Source organism: Motiliproteus sp. SC1-56, assembly GCF_017309075.1.
In the GTDB taxonomy this organism is placed as follows: Bacteria; Pseudomonadota; Gammaproteobacteria; order Pseudomonadales; family Balneatricaceae; genus Motiliproteus.
Genome location: NZ_JAEMGS010000006.1, coordinates 174,102 through 190,726, shown reverse-complemented (window position 1 = coordinate 190,726; position 16,625 = coordinate 174,102). Strand labels below are relative to the sequence as shown.

Sequence of the window (16,625 nt, the reverse complement as noted above, 5' to 3'; positions counted from 1 at the left end):
CCCGGCGAGCGCAGGCCCGATTCAGGACGATCAACATGCCCATGCTGAAGGATACAGATAACCCCCGCAGTTTTATCCGCCTCCTGCACCTGGTGGCAGTGGCAGCCAGTATGATCATTCTCAGCCTCTCCTCCGTCGCCATCTACAAGCTTTACGAAAACTACGTGGTCGCCAGCGCAGAGGAGCAGGCGATTGCGGTTGGCCAGTCCATTGTCGCCCTGGAACAGGCGCTGCTACTGAACCAAACAGGTGATAGCGACGAGCGGCAGCTGGTGCTGGAAGCGCATGAAATCGATCGCCTGGATCAATCCCTCAAGCGGTTTCTGGCCCCCTACGGCATCCTCAAAATCAAAGTGTTCTCGCCGGCGGGGCGGGTGGTTTACAGCACGGATGCGGGAATCATCGGAGAATTCAGCAGTGACAACACGCGCCTGGCCGAGGCCCTGAAGGGAAACAGCAACTCCAAGCTCGAGACCCGGGAGCAGGTGTTTGATTTGATGCATGAACAGCGGTTCGACGTGGATCTGGTCGAGACCTACGTGCCCATCCGCAACGATGTCGGTAGCGTCGTGGGCAGCTTCGAAATCTACCAGGACACCAGCCATCACCGCCGGGCGCTGATGACCAGCGTCCTGGTCTCGGTGGTGGTGTTCGCCGCCATTCTGGCCCTGGTGTTTTCGCTCGCCTACGTGATCCTGAGTATGGCGGTCAGGCAGCTGGCCCGTACGCAGGAGGAGTTGCGCAAGCTGGCGGCGGTGGACAGCCTCACGGGATTGCCTAACCGGCGGGAGATCATGCGCAGCGGCGCGAGTGAATTCGCCCGTTACCTTCGTCAGCGGGAAACCGGCGAACCGGCCCCCTTCAGCCTGATCATGGCCGATATCGACGAATTTAAGGCACTGAATGACCGTCTTGGCCACCTGGCAGGCGACGAGGCCCTGCGCGGCACCGCTGAGCGTATCGCCGGGCAGGTGCGCCGCTACAGCCAGGTGGGCCGGTACGGCGGTGAGGAGTTTCTGGTGGTGCTGCCCGAAGCCGATGCCGATGAAGCGCGCCGGGTCGCCGAACGGATTCGAGAAGCGGTCAGGGGGCGTCCCCTGACGCTGGCCGGCCAGCCCGTCACCGTCACCCTGAGCCTGGGAGTGGCGACCGTGGGGGCGGAGGAGGAGAGCTTTGAATGCGTCCTGGGGCGGGCGGACGATGCCCTCTACCAGGCAAAGCGCCAGGGGCGAGACCGGGTGGAAGCGGGCCGCTGAGTCTTTGGCAAGACAGCTCAAGGGCGAGCTGAAGCCTGTCTTTTGGCTTCGGGGTTGAGCCAGGATCACCAACCGCTTTATACCGTTATCTTCGAAAGCGATTATGGGTTCACCGTGGCGGGGCAGGAAGTTTTCCTAGGGGGCGGTCGTATCCGAGTCGCCGGGGTGTTGCGGAGCGGTCACCGGTATCTGAAGGCGGAAGGTAGCGCCGGGAACCGGACGGTTAACCAGCTCCACCTGGCCTCCCATGACCTGGGTAACCAGATTGTGAACGATATGCAGGCCCAGGCCTGAGCCGCCCCGGCCCATTCGCGTGGTGAAAAAGGGGTCGAAGAGCCGTTCTCGGTGCTCGGCGGGCACCCCGCGGCCGTCATCGCTCACGTCGATCTCGACCCGGTCCGGGGCCGATTGTCGGGTGGTGACGGTAATGACGCCCTGATCTCGCCCTTCCAGACCGTGGGTATGGGCATTGCTGATGAGATTGGTGAGGGCCTGACCCAGAGGACCCGGATAGCTGTCCATGATCAGGTCGGTGTGCAGGTCGGTGACGACTTTATAGGGGGTGCGCTTGAGCTGTGGCCGCAGGGTGGTGATGATCTCCTCGATCAGGGCGTCGAGGTTGAAGTGACGCCGCTGCTGGCTGGTCTGGTCGGCCGCAACCTGTTTGAAACTGCTGATCAAGTCGCTGGCCTTGACCAGGTTGCGTACCAGGATATCGCTGCTGGTCTGGGCGTCTTCAACGTAATGCTCAAGGGTCGAGCGCTTGAGCTGCTGGGCCTGAAATTGTTCGACCAGTCGGCTGGTCTCATCGGCCAGGGTGGTGGCGGCCATCATGCCGTTGCCGATGGGCGTGTTCAGCTCGTGGGCAATTCCCGCCACCATGCCGCCCAGGGCCGCCAGTTTTTCGGACTGGATCAGCTCGGCCTGGGTATGTCGCAGGCGTGCCAGCGTCTCTTCAAGCTCTTGTGTGCGCTTCTTGACCCGTTCTTCAAGGGTGGCATTCAGGTGTTTTATCTGTGCCTTTTGGCGCAACTGCTCGCTGAGGTCGACGGCGGTTATCAGGTAGCAGACATCGCCACCCATCTCGATTCGACGGCCGGATATCTCGCAGCGGCAGGCGCCCCTGCGGCTCTGGAGCTCGGCTTCAAACCCCTCTAGGGTCCCTTGGGTGGTGAGCGCCTGCCAGACGGCTTCCCGATCGGCGCTGCCGATCCAGATGCCCGCCGTGTTTTCCGCGGGGCCGAGTGCCAGCCTGGCATCGGCGCCGAACATTTTTTCCCACGCGCTGTTGCAGTCCAGGAGGGACTCCCCTCTGGCACCGCGCACCACGGTCATCGGCACCGGGGATGCATGGAACAGGGTTGAGAACTGCGCCTCGCTGGCCGCCAGTTTCTGCTCGACCGCCTTGTGTTCGGTTATATCCTCCACCAGGCTGATGGCGCCGCTGACCTGCAGATCCTCGTCGATCAGGGGGCGGCTGTACCAGACACAGGTCAGGGAGACGCCGTCCTGGTTGAGGTTGACCCACTCCTGGCGGGTGCCGCCGGTGCTGGCCAGCAGCTGCTGCCACGCCGTCTTTTGTTCTGTACGCTGTTCCGGCGCGGCCAGTACCTCAGCGCTCTGTCCGAGCATCTCTTCGCGGCCATAGCCGAAAATGCGCTCGGCGGCGCGGTTCCATTCCGCCACTTCAAAATCCAGGTTCCATTCGATGATCGCCAGGGGGCTTTGCTGGACCAGCGCCCGGTAGCGTTTTTCCCGTTCCTTGAGCGCTTCCTGGGCCTTGACCTGGTGGGTGATGTCGCGGCCAATGGCGACCATGTCCACCACCTCCTCATCACCGTTCTGGTGTACCCGTATGCTCCAGGATACGTGGCAGACCTCGCCGTCGCGGCGCATGATGCGGTTCTCGAAGCTGAAATGGGTTTTTCCGAAATGGAGCCAGTTGTTGAAAGCCTGCTCCGTGCTTTCCCGGTCACCGGGGTGAATAAAGTCAAAGGCGCTCAGACCGAGGCACTGCCCGGGCTCCAGGCCGAATATATGGCGGCTTGCGTGATTGACGAAGGTAAAGCGGCCCTCGGGGTCGACCCGTACCACCAAGTCCTCCACGTCCTCAATCAGTTCCCGGTAACTGCGCTCACTCGCCTGTACTTGCTGCTCGTGCCGGTAAAGCTGGTCGGACATGCGCTGCAGGTTCGCCGCCAGCTCTCTGAATTCGGTGACTTTCGAGACCGGCCAACGGTGTTCGCGTCGTCCCGCGGCGATATCGCGGGCGTGCTGGGAGTAGGTGCGGATACGCCAGGCGAGGCGGCGCGCCACCTGGGCGCCGATCGTGAGTGCGAACAGCATGCTGATGCCGATCCCGGCGAGCATAATCCAGGCGGCAAGCCGCAGTGGTTGGTTGATCAGTTCCAGGGGCTGGCTGGCCATGAGTACCCAGTTGATGCTGTGCAGCGGCGTCGCGATTGCCAGCCGCTCGTTCCCGTTCAGGGTGATATCGGCGGTCACCGCGCTGCCCTCTTCGGCGGCGGTCTGCACCGGCTCCAGGTGTCCGAGGTTGAGTTTCTGGATGGCCTGATCCACATCGGGATGGGCGACGATATGGCCTTTACTATCCACCGCCATCACTTCGAGTCCGCTCTCACGGCGGATTTCCGACAGTAGCTCGGAGAGGGTCTCGATACCGACTTCGCCCACCAGGGTGTAGTTTTTGAGCGGAATGGCCAGGGCGACCGATAACTGGCCGCTGGTGATCGACAAGAAGGTGTCAGACCAGACCGGGCGGTTGTACTCCCGGGCTACCCGCACGAAATTGTTGGCCGACAGGTCCATCCCCACCAGGTTGGCCCGCTGCTCGTGGCGGGCCTGGGGGAGACCCGCCGCCGCCACCATGCCGTTGGCATCGAGCAGGTAGACGGCTTCGTAGAGGCTTCTTTGGGTCGCGTGAATATCCAGGGTACGGGTCAGTAAGGGGTCTGCCTTGTAATCCCGGCTCTGGATCAGGGTGCCCAGCATCTCCAGGTCGCGGGCCGCATCGGAGAGGTAGGCGTCGACCTTCCCGGAAATAGCGGTGACCACGTTGTGTTGCTGGGCTGAAACCATCTCTTTGAGGGCCGGCCCCACCAGCAAGGCGGCTACACCGCTGACCAGCAGCAACGGAATCAGCCCGACCATCAGGATCTGGAAAAAAAGCTGGCTGAGCAGGCTGCGGGGCTGAGTCACGGGTTATTCCAGCGGTACGAACCGGCCCTGGCGGACCAGGGTGGGGTAGCTTTTGGTGGTGGCATTGCCGAAACGGTCGAATGCCAGGGGGGCCTGCAGGCCGCGAAAGGTGCCAATTCGCAGCAGGGTATCTTTGAGGTGCTCACCGGAGCGGCGGGCTTTGAGCCCCTCGATCAACACCCGCGTCGCGTTGTAGCCGGTGGTGGCGGCAAACCCGGGTAAATCGCCGAATCGTTCCCGGTAGGCTTCCTGAAATGCCAGGAAATAGGGGGCGCTGCTATCGCGTTGTAAGAGCTGGGCCACCAGCATACCCTCCACATAGCGTCCGCCCAGTTTGATCAGGCGCTCGGTGCCGCCCCATTCCGTGGTGGAGATGGGGATGTCCGGGTTGAGGGTGCGCAGCGACTTGGCCAGCAGCGCGGTATCCACCGATTTGGCGACCAGCACAACCCCATCCGGTCGTGGGGTAAGGAGCTGGCGGGCGACATTGCTGAAGCCGGTGGCGTTGGAGGAGTCAAAGGGGACAGTCGTCAACACCTCACCGCCCTGATCGGCGATGTGGCGGGAAAAATCCTCGGTCCAGCTGCGCGTGAATGCCTGCTCACCCCGGTCATAGGCAATGCTCAGCCGTCGGGCGTTAAGGTGTTGCAAGACGTATTGGGCGTTCCGTCGGGCATAGATCTTGGTGGAGGAGAGGGCGGAAAAGAAGTAGTCATCGGCTTCGGTCAGTTCGTTTGGAGCCACGGTGATGCCCATCAGCAGGAGTGCTGTTTCGTTGGCCTGGGGGACCAGAACCCGGGCGATGGCGCTGCTGGTCGGGCCGAGGATGGCAACCACCCCTTTGCTCCGCAAGCGGTTAAAGGCTTGCCGCGCCGTCTCGGGATGGCGGCCGTCATCCTCGATCAGCAAGTTGAGGGAGCGCCCGTCCACACCGCCGGTCTGATTCTGCTCCTCCACCGCCAGCACGGCCCCGTTCCGTGCCTCAAGCCCCATGTCCGCCCCGCGACCGGATAACTCGCCGATAAACCCAAGTTGGACGGGCTCTGGTTGAGCGCAGCTGGCCACCAGCCCTAGCTGCATCAGCAGCACCAGAAGCCTTGGCCATGTCCTGTTCAATGCGACACTCCGAGGGGGTGTTCCTGCAGCCAGTGTTGAAGGTGCGCCCGCTTCATGGGGCGGGCAAAGTAAAAACCCTGCACCTCATCACATCCCAGTTCTCTCAGAAACTCTGCCTGGTTCGCCCGTTCGACCCCCTCGGCAATAAGGACCAGCTGCAGCGTCTTACCCAGAGAGATCACCACGCGGGCAATCTCGCCGCGGTCACCGTCCTGCCCCAGCTGCTGGATAAAGCTGCGATCGACCTTCAGGCGGTCGATCGGCAGCCGGTGCAGATAACTCAGGGAGGAGAAACCGGTGCCGAAGTCATCGATGGCAAGGCTCAGCCCCCGGGCTTTCAGGTTGGTGAGCAGCTGGGTCAGGCGTTCCGGGTCGAGCGCTGCCACCGACTCGGTAATCTCCAGCTCCAGGTGTGCCGGGTCGATGCCGGTATCAGACAGGACCCGGTCCAGCATGGCAATGAAATCGGGATGCTCGAACTGTTTTACCGAGACGTTGACCCCCATGCGGAGGTCGCCATGACCGGCGGCGGCCAGTTCACGCTGGGCATGGCAGGCTTCGCGCAGCACCCACTCCCCGAGCTCGATGATTAACCCGGCCTTTTCGGCCAGGGGAATAAAAACGGAGGGGGGGATGGGGTCGCCGTGCTCTCCCGGCCAGCGGATCAGCGCTTCAACCCCGATGGGGCGGCCGCTGATAAGCGAGAGCTGCGGCTGGTAAGTGAGACAAAGCCGGTTGTCGGCCATTGCCTTGCGCAGCTCTTCAACCAGGGATACCCGGCTGCGGATCTCAGAAGCCATGGTTTCGTGATAGTAGAGACCCTGGCCGCGGTCGCGCTCCTGCACTCGCTTGAGCGCGATGTGGGCGCTGCGAAGGGCCTCTTCCCCCTGGCCCGCGACCCCGTCCAGACGCACCAGGCCGAAACTGGCGCTCAGGCGGTGAGCCTGTTCGTTGACGTTGAAGGCATTACGAAAGCAACGCTGAAGGGTGGGCAGCGAGATGTGCTCCTTGGGGCCCAGCAGGCCAAAGGTATCGGAGCCGAGGCGTGCGACGAGCGCCGGCGCCGGGAACTGCTGTTGCAGGCGTCGGGCGACGGCGTGAAGCAACTGATCCCCGGTACGGTAACCCAGCACGTGGTTGACGACGGCAAACTGGTCGATATCCAGCAGTGCCAGCACCCAGCCTTCAAGCCCATCCTGGCGGGCCTTCTCATTGATGCTAACGATCAGGCTGGAACGGTTGGGAATGTCCAGCAACGGATCGGTGAACGCCGACCGGCGCAGTCGTTTGAGCAGGGTGAGGTTTTCAAAGCAGGTGGCGACCTGGGCGGCGAACAGATGCAGCAGGTTAAGCTGGTCGCGAGTCAGCGCCTGCTCGGCCTGCACAAGGAGGCCCAGGGGGGCGCTCTCCGGTCCCCGGACATACAGGGCCAGCGTATCCGTTTTTTGCTGGTGGCTACGCTGGCTGAGGCAGGCTTGAAGCGGCTCGCGGACATTGCCAGGGAGGGTTGAAAACGATCCGTCGGTGGCGGCCAGGAGCCCGGGCGTCGCGGCCAGTAGCCGTGGTGGCTCGCCATTTACCGGCGGCGATGCGCGGGCGCAGAGCGCGGCCTGCAGCGGTGAGGCGAAGAGGGACGCCGCCTCTGTGACGGTCTGCTGGAAGAAGGCTTCGAGGGTGTCTTGCTGCAGCAGGCGGTTGCTGCTTTCGGCAAGCTGGCTCAGCCCCGCGCGCTGGCTGTTGAGTGCCTGAATTTGCCGGTAGGAACGGATGGCCGTGGTCAGAACACTGTAGAGGCGGTTGCGGGTGAGCTCGGTCTTGGTCTTGTAGTCGTTTATATCGTAATCGCGGATCGCTTCCATTTCCGGCGCGTAGCCAGGTTGGCCGGTTCGCAGGACGATGCGCACGGCTTCAAGGCCCAACTCCTCGCGGATGGTCCGTACCAGTTCGAGGCCGGCATGCTCGGACTCCATCACCACATCCAGCAACACCACAGCGATGTCCGGCTCTTGACGGAGCAGGTGCTGGGCTTCGGCGGCGGAGTGGGCATTGAGAAAATGCAGGGCACGCCCTTGGATCAGCTGGTGCTTGAGGGCGAACTCGGTTGCCTGATGCACGTCTTGATCGTCATCGACGATCAGAACGCGCCAGGGGGGAAGGTCTGGCGACACCGGACCTTGGACTTTAGACTCCTCTGCCCAGTGGATAAGCTCGTCCGTGTGCTGACTGGTCGCCATGATCCGCGCGGTCTCCCTGACCCGGGCGGCGACCTCGACAACGAGCTCTGCAGGCACCGCAGATTGACATTCCTAGCCTCAAATATAAGAGAGCCCACGGGCAGTGGCAACTTATTGGAGCGGTGCCCGCGTCCGTCATAGTCGCGTTCCCTGGGGGCAGTCTGAAGCAGCCTGTCGGCGCCAGACTGTAACGTTACCAGGCCGGGAGGATGTCGCGTGCCCAAGACGCGCTCGGCCGGCGATTTGGAGGGGCTCACGGGCGATGCGCTATGCTGATAGCCAGGGTGAGGTCGGTGGCGTTTCGGTGCGATTAACTTTCAGGAGAAGTGGATGAAAAACAGAAATTTGACCAGAGGGATGGGGAGCGCTCTGTGTGTTGCCGGTTGGCTCGGGGCTGCCGGGTTCGGGGTGGCCGACAGTGCTCTGCCGAAGGAGCCGTTTGGCAAAAAGGAGGCGCCCCAGTGCGTAGTCTGCCACAGCCTGGAGAAGAACGGCCCGTTTCGCAGTGCGCCGAACCTGTGGGGCATCGTGGGGGCCGAAAAAGCGCGTCACGACTGGTTCGGGTATTCCACGGCTCTTAAAACCAAGGGCGGGACTTGGACCGAGGAGGCGTTGGACAAGTATTTTGAAAACCCCACCGCCTACGTGCCGGGGACTAAGAAAAGTATGACCCCCATCGCCGATCCCGAAACCCGGGCTGAGCTGATCGACTTTCTCAAAACCTTGCAAGATTAGGAAAGAGCCTCCCGGGGCATAAAAAAAGGAGCCTCGAGGGCTCCTTTTTTAGTCGTGGCTTTTAACGTTTTTTTTGCAGGTAAGCCCCGACCTTCACTGGCCTGCCTTCACCGCCTGGCGGTGGGCGTGAAGCAGCGGCTCGGTGTAGCCGCTGGGCTGTTCGCAGCCTTTAAAAATCAGGTCGCAAGCGGCCTGAAAGGCGATGCCGTCGAACCCGGGGGCCATGTTGCGGTAGGCGGGATCCCCGGCGTTCTGCGCGTCCACCACGGCGGCCATTCGCTTAAGGGTCGCCATCACCTGCTCCTCGCTGCAAATTCCATGGCGCAGCCAGTTGGCGATGTGCTGGCTGGAAATGCGCAGGGTGGCGCGATCTTCCATTAGCCCGACGTCGTTGATATCCGGTACTTTGGAGCAGCCCACGCCCAGATCAACCCAGCGCACCACGTAGCCGAGAATCCCCTGGGCATTGTTGTCCAGCTCCCGCTGGATCTCTTGTTCGCTCAGCGTGCGATCGCCCAGCAGGGGGATGGTGAGGATATCATCGACACTGGCCCGTGCGCGCTGTTTGAGCGCTTCCTGGCGGGAGGGAACGTCCACCTTGTGGTAGTGCAGGGCGTGCAGCACCGCCGCGGTGGGCGAGGGGACCCAGGCGGTGTTGGCGCCCGCCTGCGGGTGGCCGATTTTGGCCTCCATCATGTCGGCCATCTTGTCGGGCATGGGCCACATTCCCTTGCCGATCTGCGCCTTGCCCGGCAGGCCGCAGGCCAGCCCCAGGTCGACATTCTGGTCTTCATAGGCCGCTATCCAGGGCAGGGATTTCAGGTCGCCCTTGGGTGCAAAGGGGCCCGCCTCCATGCTGGTGTGAATCTCGTCACCGGTACGGTCCAGAAAGCCGGTGTTGATAAACACCACCCGCTCCCGGGCAGCGCGGATGCACTCCTTGAGGTTGACGGAGGTGCGGCGCTCCTCGTCCATGATGCCCACTTTCAGGGTGTTGCGCGGAAGATCCAGGGCATCTTCTACCCGGGAGAAGAGCTCCACGGTGAAAGCGACTTCCTCGGGGCCGTGCATCTTGGGTTTGACGATGTTGATGCTTTGCGCCGTGGAGTTCCGGAAGGGGCCGTTGCCCTTGAGGTCATGCAGCGCGATGGTGGCGGTGACCATGGCGTCCATGATCCCTTCGGGAATTTCATTGCCCTCGGCGTCGATAATCGCCGGGTTGGTCATCAGGTGGCCGACGTTGCGCACGAACAGCATGGAGCGCCCTTTGAGAGTCAGGGTGCCGCCCTGGGGCTGCTGGTACTCGCGGTCCGGGTTGAGCCGTCGCAGCAGCGTCTTGCCGCCTTTTTCCAGCGACTCCTCCAGGGTCCCTTTCATCAGCCCCAGCCAGTTGCGGTACGCCAGCGCCTTGTCTTCGGCATCCACTGCGGCGACCGAGTCTTCGCAGTCCATGATGGTGGTTACCGCCGCTTCCACCAGCACATCCTTGATCCCGGCTGCATCGGTTTTACCGATTGGGTGCTGGGGATCGATCTGAATTTCGAGGTGGAGATTGTTGTGTTTGAGCAACACCGCCTGGGGACTGGAGGGCTCGCCCTGGAAACCGACAAACCGGGAGGGGGTTTGCAGCGTGCTCTCGGCGCCGGTGTTCAGGCGAACGTGTAACGCGCCGGCCTGGACGCTGTAAGAGGTGGCGTCAGCGTGGGAACCCTCACTTAGAGGCGCGATTTCATCCAGCAATTGGCGCCCATAGGCAATGACCTTGGCGCCGCGCACCGGGTTGAAGGCGGTACCCTTTTCGGCCCCGCCGGTTTCAGGGAGCACATCGGTGCCGTACAGGGCGTCGTAGAGACTGCCCCAGCGCGCGTTGGCGGCGTTGAGGGCGAAGCGGGCGTTCATGATCGGAACCACCAGCTGGGGGGCGGCCTGTTGGGCGATTTCCGGCTCGACATTACGCGTGTCGATGGTGAAGTCCTCCCCCTCCGGGACCAGGTAGCCGATCTCCTGCAGAAACGCCTTGTAAGCATTGACGTCGCCGGCGCCGTGCTCCCGGTGCCAGGCATCGATGCGCTGCTGCAAGTCGTCCCGTTTGGCCAGGAGCTGGCGGTTTTTCGGTGCCAGGTCGTTGACGATGGACGCCAGTGCATTCCAGTATGAACCGGGTTCGATACCGGTGCCGGGAAGCACTTCGTTGACGATAAGGTCGTGAAGCTCAGGGGCGACCTTGAGCCCTCCTACATGAATGGGTGCGGTCATAAATGGCTGCCTCGATACCAAACCGGGGTCGTACCACCGGTGCTGTCAATGGGTGCCTTCATGGACAAAGGCCTGCACTTATCCTAAAGGGCTCTTGGTGATTTATCTAATTAATGGCTTTTATGCTCGGTATTTTCTGAATGAATACTAGGAGGTTTCGTCCACCTGCTGCGCCACCTCCATGACCAGCTGGCGCATCCAGCGGTGGGCGGGGCTGTGTTGAAGCAAGGGGCTCCAGGCCATTTTCAGCTCGAAGGGTGGAATGTCGAAGGGGGGCGACTTGATGACGATATTGGGGTTGTTGCGCATCATCCGCGCCGCCTTGCTGGGTAGGGTCACGATCAGGTCCTTGCGTTCGGCCAGCAACATGGCTGCCTGGTAGTGGCGGGTAAAGACGGTGATGCGGCGCTTGCGGTTGAGGCGGTTCAGCGCGGCATCCACCCAGCCCAGGCGCTGAACATCGTGCGGGTTGACGCCCACCCCGACCCCCCAGCCGGTTTTACTGACCCATACGTGCTTGGCGGCGGCGTAGGAGTCCAGGTCGAAGTGATCGAGAATCGGGTTTTTGGTGCTTATCAGGCAGGAAAAGCTGTCCTTCCAGACGGTTTTCTGATGAAAGGACTGGGGCATGGAGTCGAAGCGGTTGATCACCATGTCGATCTTGCCCTGCTCCACATCCTCGAAGGTGGCGTCACTGGGGGGCATCAGGTCAAGCCGTACGTCCGGGGCCTCGTTACGCAGCCGCTTGAGCAGGGACGGCATCAGCGTCGACTCAGAATAGTCGCTGGAGACGATACGGAAGATGCGATCCGAGGTGCTGGGGTCAAATGGGGTATTGGGTTGCACCGCTTTTTCAATACGGGCCAGGACATCGCGCACCTGCGGCTGCAGTTCGTTGGCCCGCTCGGTGGGGGTCATGCCGTCGCTGGTCCTCACCAGCAGCGGATCGCCGAACAGGTCGCGCAACCGGCGCAGTCCGTTGCTCATGGCCGGTTGGCTCAACCCCAGCTGGTTGGCGGCTTTGGTGACATTACGCTCGCGCAGCAGCGCATCCAGGTAGACCAGCAGATTAAGGTCAATGCGATCAATATTCATAACAGAAATGCCATTAAGCAAGTCAATAGATTTAGCAAATTGTCTCAGTCCCGGCCGGCGCTGTCGACCGGAGCCGTTAAGTCCGCTGGGTCACCTTCGTAGCACCTGGCCGCAGGGAGCGTGGTAGGTCGGCCCGCCCGGCAGTTGTTTTCATTCATAGGATGAATAGCAAAAATAGATAGCATTTATTGTATTTATATTAAAAACCTCATTAGGATGAATTTCAGGACATCAAGCGGCGCCTTTCACCTCGAAGGACGCAACCGAAAACCATGCAAGAGCAGGATTTGACCATGTCAAACTTCAACCAAGAGATGGACACCATTGCCACCCTGCGCGAAGCCGCCGGCAGCGCCTGGAAGGACATTAACCCCGAGTACGCGGCGCGGATGCGCTTGCAGAACCGGTTCAAAACCGGCCTGGACGTGGCTCGTTACACTGCCAAGATCATGCGCCAGGACATGGCCGAGTATGACGCTGACAGCTCTCAGTACACCCAGTCCCTGGGCTGCTGGCACGGCTTTATCGGTCAGCAGAAGCTGATCGCCATCAAGAAGCACTTTGGCAATACCAAGAAGAAGTACCTGTACCTTTCCGGTTGGATGATTGCCGCCCTGCGTTCCGAGTTCGGCCCGTTGCCCGATCAGTCCATGCACGAGAAAACTTCCGTGCCGGCGCTGATCGAGGAACTGTACACCTTCCTCCGCCAGGCCGACGCCCGTGAGCTGGGTGGGCTGTTCCGGGAGCTGGACGCGGCCCGTGAGGCCGGCGACACCGCCAAGGAGCAGGCGGTTCAGGCCAAGATCGACAATTTTGAAACCCACGTGGTGCCGATCATCGCCGACATTGACGCGGGTTTCGGGAACGAGGAAGCGACCTACCTGCTGGCCAAGAAGATGATCGAAGCTGGTGCCTGCGCCATCCAGATTGAAAATCAGGTGTCTGACGAGAAGCAATGCGGCCACCAGGACGGCAAGGTGACGGTGCCCCACGCCGACTTCCTGGCCAAGATCCGCGCCGTTCGCTACGCCTTCCTGGAGCTGGGCGTGGATGACGGTGTCATCGTGGCCCGCACCGACTCCCTGGGGGCCGGTCTGACCAAGCAGATCGCGGTCACCAATGAGCCGGGCGATCTGGGCGACAAGTACAACAGCTTCCTGGACGGCGACTACATCAACAGCGCCGATGAGATTGAAAACGGTGACGTGCTGGTCAAGGCCAACGGCAAGTTGCTCAAGCCCAAGCGTCTGCAAAGCGGTCTGTTCCAGTTCAAGAAGGGGACCGGTGAGGACCGCTGCGTGCTGGACTGCATCACCTCGCTGCAGAACGGCGCCGACCTGCTCTGGATCGAGACCGAGAAACCCCACGTGGGTCAGATCGGCGGCATGGTCAACCGGATCCGTGAAGTGGTTCCCAACGCCAAGCTGGTTTACAACAACAGCCCTTCATTCAACTGGACCCTCAACTTCCGGCAGCAGGTATTCGACGCCTGGCAGGAAGCGGGTAAGGATGTCTCCGGCTACGATCGCGCCAACCTGATGAGCGTCGAATACGACGACAGCGAGCTGGCCCAGACGGCGGACGACAAGATCCGTACCTTCCAGGCCGATGCGGCCCGCGAAGCCGGTATCTTCCACCACCTGATCACGCTGCCCACCTACCACACTGCGGCCCTGTCTACCGACAACCTGGCCAAAGAGTACTTCGGTGAAGCCGGTATGCTCGGTTACGTTGAAGGGGTGCAACGCAAAGAGATCCGCCAGGGGATTGCCTGCGTCAAGCACCAGAACATGGCCGGGTCCGACATGGGTGATGACCACAAGGAGTACTTTGCCGGTGACGCCGCGCTCAAGGCTGGCGGCAAGGACAACACCATGAATCAGTTCTAATTCAGGCATGACCCCTAGGGGATCAAGGGCGGGTTTTACCCGCCCTTTTTTTGTGCTGAGAACGGCAATGGCACCAGCGGCGGGGTTCTCTTATGCACAAAAACGAGGCATGGCCGTTAACGAGTCAGAGGCCGCTCAAGTAATCAATCAGCTGTTTAAATGAAACCCTGCATTTGTTCGTAAGTTATTGATTAATTTTGCATCGACTGGGTTTGTTTGTTTTTTAATCAATCAGAGGGAGGGGCCTGTTTTATCGCACCTGGGAGCCCTTGCCCGAAGAGTGTTCACAGTCTTATCCACAGCTTTTGTGAACACCTTTTTGCGGCTCCCAATCCACGGGGCCTGGAGGTTTTTTAAAACGAATGTTTGAAGGGCGGCTAGGCCAGTGAGTGGCTCTGGGTGCCCTGGTTTTTGATCAGCGTGCGCATGCAGGCGAGACCAAGCAGAGGGCCTGGAATCAGCAGCGCATAGAGCCAGCCTACCGGCAGGGTGCCTGCGGCCGCGTCCAGCGCCTGGAGGCTGAGGGCCGAAAGGCTGAAGCCCAGGCAGTTGGCCAGCGTCAGTGCTGAGCCGGCGAGTTGAGGCGGGGCGTGGGTGGCATTGAGGGTTGAGAATTGCGGCGAGTCGCCGGCAACCGTGACGCCCCAGACCAGCATCACCGCGAGAAACGCGCCTGTGGGCAACAAGAAAACAAGCGGCGAGAGCAGGCAGCAGGCTCCCGAGATCCCCAGTTGCGTTGCGGCTACCCTCGCTGAGCCCAGTCGACGACTGAGCAGACCGCCTCCTGCGCACCCGAGCGCGCCGGCGGCAATGACCAAGAAACTCCACAGCGAAACGCTGAATGTCGGTTCCCCATGCCACCGCTGATGGGCCGCCAACCACAAAGGCAGGTAGGCCCAGAATGCGTACAGTTCCCACATGTGACCGAAATAGCCCATGGCCGAGGCGCGAAACGGCGGGTGCCGGAACGCGGCCAGGAGTGCCCGAGGGTGCAATTCCCCCGCAGGCCCCCGATGGGGACCGTCACCGACACCGTACCACAGCCAGAAACCGCCCAGCGCCGCCGCCAGGGAGGTGGTCAGGATGACCTCCTCCCAGGGGAGCGAGTGTCCCAGCGTTCTTATCAAGTGAGGCGATGCGGTGCCCAACACCAAGGCACCGACGAGAAAACCAAGGGCCCGCCCCAGCCCTTCCGGGTACCAGCTGAGGGCGATTTTCATGCCTACCGGGTAGATGCCGGCGAGAAAGAATCCCACCAGAAAACGTGCCCCCAGGACGCCGGCGTAGTGCTGGGCGAGGGCGATCAGGCTGGCGTTGCACAGCGCAGCCAAAAGGGCGCAGATTAAAAACACCCGGCTGGGCGAGAAACGGTCGGCGAGCGCGCAGGCTGCGAACACGAAGGTGCCGGTGATAAAGCCAAGCTGCACCGCCGTGGTGATATCCGCCACGGCTCCTTGCCGCTCCAGTAGTGGTTCCAGCGAGGGCAGCACGGCATTTGCCGCGAACCAGAGCGAGGTTGCTAGCAGCTGCGCTACCACCAGGCCAGGCAGGATCAATGGGGTGCGTTTAGAAGCAGGATCGGAATCAGCCAAGGGGGTTGTCATGGATCAGTGGGTGGATGCAGAAGGACTTTAGCACGAGGGTATAGAAAGGGTAGCCGGTGATAAGTTGCCAAAAATCAAAACTCTTCTAACATAACCTTACACGTCGAAGTGACAAAACGCACTTTGGGCGCATTGAACCGCATTGAACTAAGCAAGTTGGTTTGAGTGGACTGGGTGGACTGGGTGGACTGGTAAGTATCGAAATAAAACTCGCAAAGGGAGAGGGGTGTACCATGACCGAGGAGCAGTTAAGGGAACGAGTCTGCTTTGAACTTCGACATTTAGAGTGGAAAGCCTTTCAGCTCGAGTACAGCCTCGACGAGGTGGAGGACCAGCTGATGCGGCTGCACCAACGGGTCATACCCAGCATCTCTCAGGATTTTCCATCCTGGTTGGATCCCATGCTCGCGGACTTTCGAGAATCCATGAGGCAGCGGTAGTACCTGTCTGCCCATCACCTTTTGTTGTCTGGGACCTGTACCGGCCCTTCGAACTCATTCAGGCCGGCACAACGCGCGGTTGAGCGCGGCGGCGCAAGTTACGCCGGGCGTTGCAGGCGAATAATGTCGCCGAGTTTCGCGTATTCCGAGGCGCCCAGTCGGGCGACCGGATCCACCTTGGCGGCATCCACTTTCAAGCGTCCTTTGGCATCCTGGGTGGCCACTCGGTCGTCGATATAGAGCTGCGTGACTTTGCCGATGATCAGCGCCTGCGGAGTGTTGCCCACCTCGTGGAGTTCGTACAGCTCACAGGCATAGGCGATGGGCGCGTCCTTTAGGCGGGGCAGGGCTGAGCCGGCAAAGGGTTCGGTGGCCAGTTGCAGGCGGTCCAGCTCGGACTCTCCCGCGGGTAAGGTCATGGAGCTTTCGTTCATCGCCTCGAGCAGGCCCATCGAAGGAATTTGGATCACGAAATGGCCGCGCGCTTCGATGTTGGCGCGGGTGTCCTTGGCGCTGCCGTCAGGTTTCTTGCCCAGGGAAATCATCAGCAGCGGCGGGTCGCTGCAGACGGCGCTGAAATAGGAAAAGGGGGCCAGGTTGAGGCTGCTATCGGCGTTCTCGGAAAGCACCCAGGCGATGGGGCGGGGAATCAGGGTCTGAATCATGTTGAAGTAGGTGGCACTGGGGGACAGTTCACCGAGGTCAATCTGCATGTTTTGAAGGCTCCTTGGATGTATCCGTGGCGCTAAGTTTGTCAGCTGGCGCGGACTGCTGCAACGCC

At 61.3% G+C, this 16,625-nt stretch carries 11 protein-coding genes; 4 read left to right on the top strand and 7 right to left on the bottom strand.

What is annotated here, in order from left to right:
• The first annotated feature begins 35 nt into the window (after positions 1 to 35).
• On the top strand, positions 36 to 1,256 hold the full coding sequence (locus JGZ97_RS08685) for a GGDEF domain-containing protein (protein WP_207062224.1): 1,221 nt from the start codon (positions 36 to 38) through the stop codon (positions 1,254 to 1,256).
• 135 nt (positions 1,257 to 1,391) lie between these two features.
• Here JGZ97_RS08685 and JGZ97_RS08680 read toward each other — a convergent pair whose 3' ends face one another.
• Genes JGZ97_RS08680 through JGZ97_RS08670 form a run of 3 tightly spaced genes read right to left on the bottom strand, consistent with a single transcriptional unit; the run spans position 1,392 to position 7,882 of the window.
• A complete protein-coding gene (locus tag JGZ97_RS08680) occupies positions 1,392 to 4,475 on the bottom strand; it encodes a PAS domain S-box protein (RefSeq protein WP_207062223.1) in 3,084 nt (1,027 codons plus the stop codon).
• A gap of 3 nt (positions 4,476 to 4,478) precedes the next feature.
• Positions 4,479 to 5,591 (bottom strand): ABC transporter substrate-binding protein, encoded by a 1,113-nt coding sequence (locus JGZ97_RS08675; RefSeq protein ID WP_207062222.1) that lies wholly within the window; start codon positions 5,589 to 5,591, stop codon positions 4,479 to 4,481.
• Positions 5,588 to 7,882: an EAL domain-containing protein gene (locus JGZ97_RS08670; RefSeq protein WP_207062221.1), complete on the bottom strand. Its 2,295-nt coding sequence runs from the start codon at positions 7,880 to 7,882 to the stop codon at positions 5,588 to 5,590. Before JGZ97_RS08670 ends, JGZ97_RS08675 begins: the two co-directional genes overlap by 4 nt.
• Positions 7,883 to 8,155: 273 nt before the next feature.
• Here JGZ97_RS08670 and JGZ97_RS08665 point away from each other — a divergent pair, with 273 nt between their 5' ends.
• Positions 8,156 to 8,560, top strand: coding sequence for a cytochrome c family protein (locus JGZ97_RS08665; RefSeq protein ID WP_207062220.1), 405 nt, complete (start codon positions 8,156 to 8,158; stop codon positions 8,558 to 8,560).
• A gap of 93 nt (positions 8,561 to 8,653) precedes the next feature.
• Here JGZ97_RS08665 and JGZ97_RS08660 read toward each other — a convergent pair whose 3' ends face one another.
• Together JGZ97_RS08660 and JGZ97_RS08655 are read right to left on the bottom strand one after the other, a co-directional pair.
• On the bottom strand, positions 8,654 to 10,816 hold the full coding sequence (locus tag JGZ97_RS08660) for a malate synthase G (protein WP_207062219.1): 2,163 nt from the start codon (positions 10,814 to 10,816) through the stop codon (positions 8,654 to 8,656).
• 147 nt (positions 10,817 to 10,963) lie between these two features.
• Positions 10,964 to 11,911 carry a LysR family transcriptional regulator gene (locus JGZ97_RS08655; RefSeq protein ID WP_207062218.1) on the bottom strand — a complete coding sequence of 316 codons (948 nt, stop codon included), beginning with the start codon at positions 11,909 to 11,911 and terminating at the stop codon, positions 10,964 to 10,966.
• Between the two features lie 293 nt (positions 11,912 to 12,204).
• Between JGZ97_RS08655 and JGZ97_RS08650 the strand changes: the two genes are divergently transcribed.
• Entirely contained in the window at positions 12,205 to 13,800 is a 1,596-nt protein-coding gene (locus JGZ97_RS08650) for an isocitrate lyase (protein ID WP_207062217.1), read from the top strand.
• A gap of 377 nt (positions 13,801 to 14,177) precedes the next feature.
• Here JGZ97_RS08650 and JGZ97_RS08645 read toward each other — a convergent pair whose 3' ends face one another.
• Positions 14,178 to 15,392 carry a nitrate/nitrite transporter gene (locus tag JGZ97_RS08645; protein ID WP_242521627.1) on the bottom strand — a complete coding sequence of 405 codons (1,215 nt, stop codon included), beginning with the start codon at positions 15,390 to 15,392 and terminating at the stop codon, positions 14,178 to 14,180.
• Positions 15,393 to 15,637: 245 nt separating this feature from the next.
• Between JGZ97_RS08645 and JGZ97_RS08640 the strand changes: the two genes are divergently transcribed.
• On the top strand, positions 15,638 to 15,844 hold the full coding sequence (locus JGZ97_RS08640) for a hypothetical protein (protein ID WP_207062215.1): 207 nt from the start codon (positions 15,638 to 15,640) through the stop codon (positions 15,842 to 15,844).
• Between the two features lie 98 nt (positions 15,845 to 15,942).
• On the opposite strand, the gene JGZ97_RS08635 is transcribed toward JGZ97_RS08640, so the two are convergent.
• Positions 15,943 to 16,557, bottom strand: coding sequence for a flavin reductase family protein (locus JGZ97_RS08635; protein ID WP_207062214.1), 615 nt, complete (start codon positions 16,555 to 16,557; stop codon positions 15,943 to 15,945).
• Positions 16,558 to 16,625: the final 68 nt, after the last annotated feature.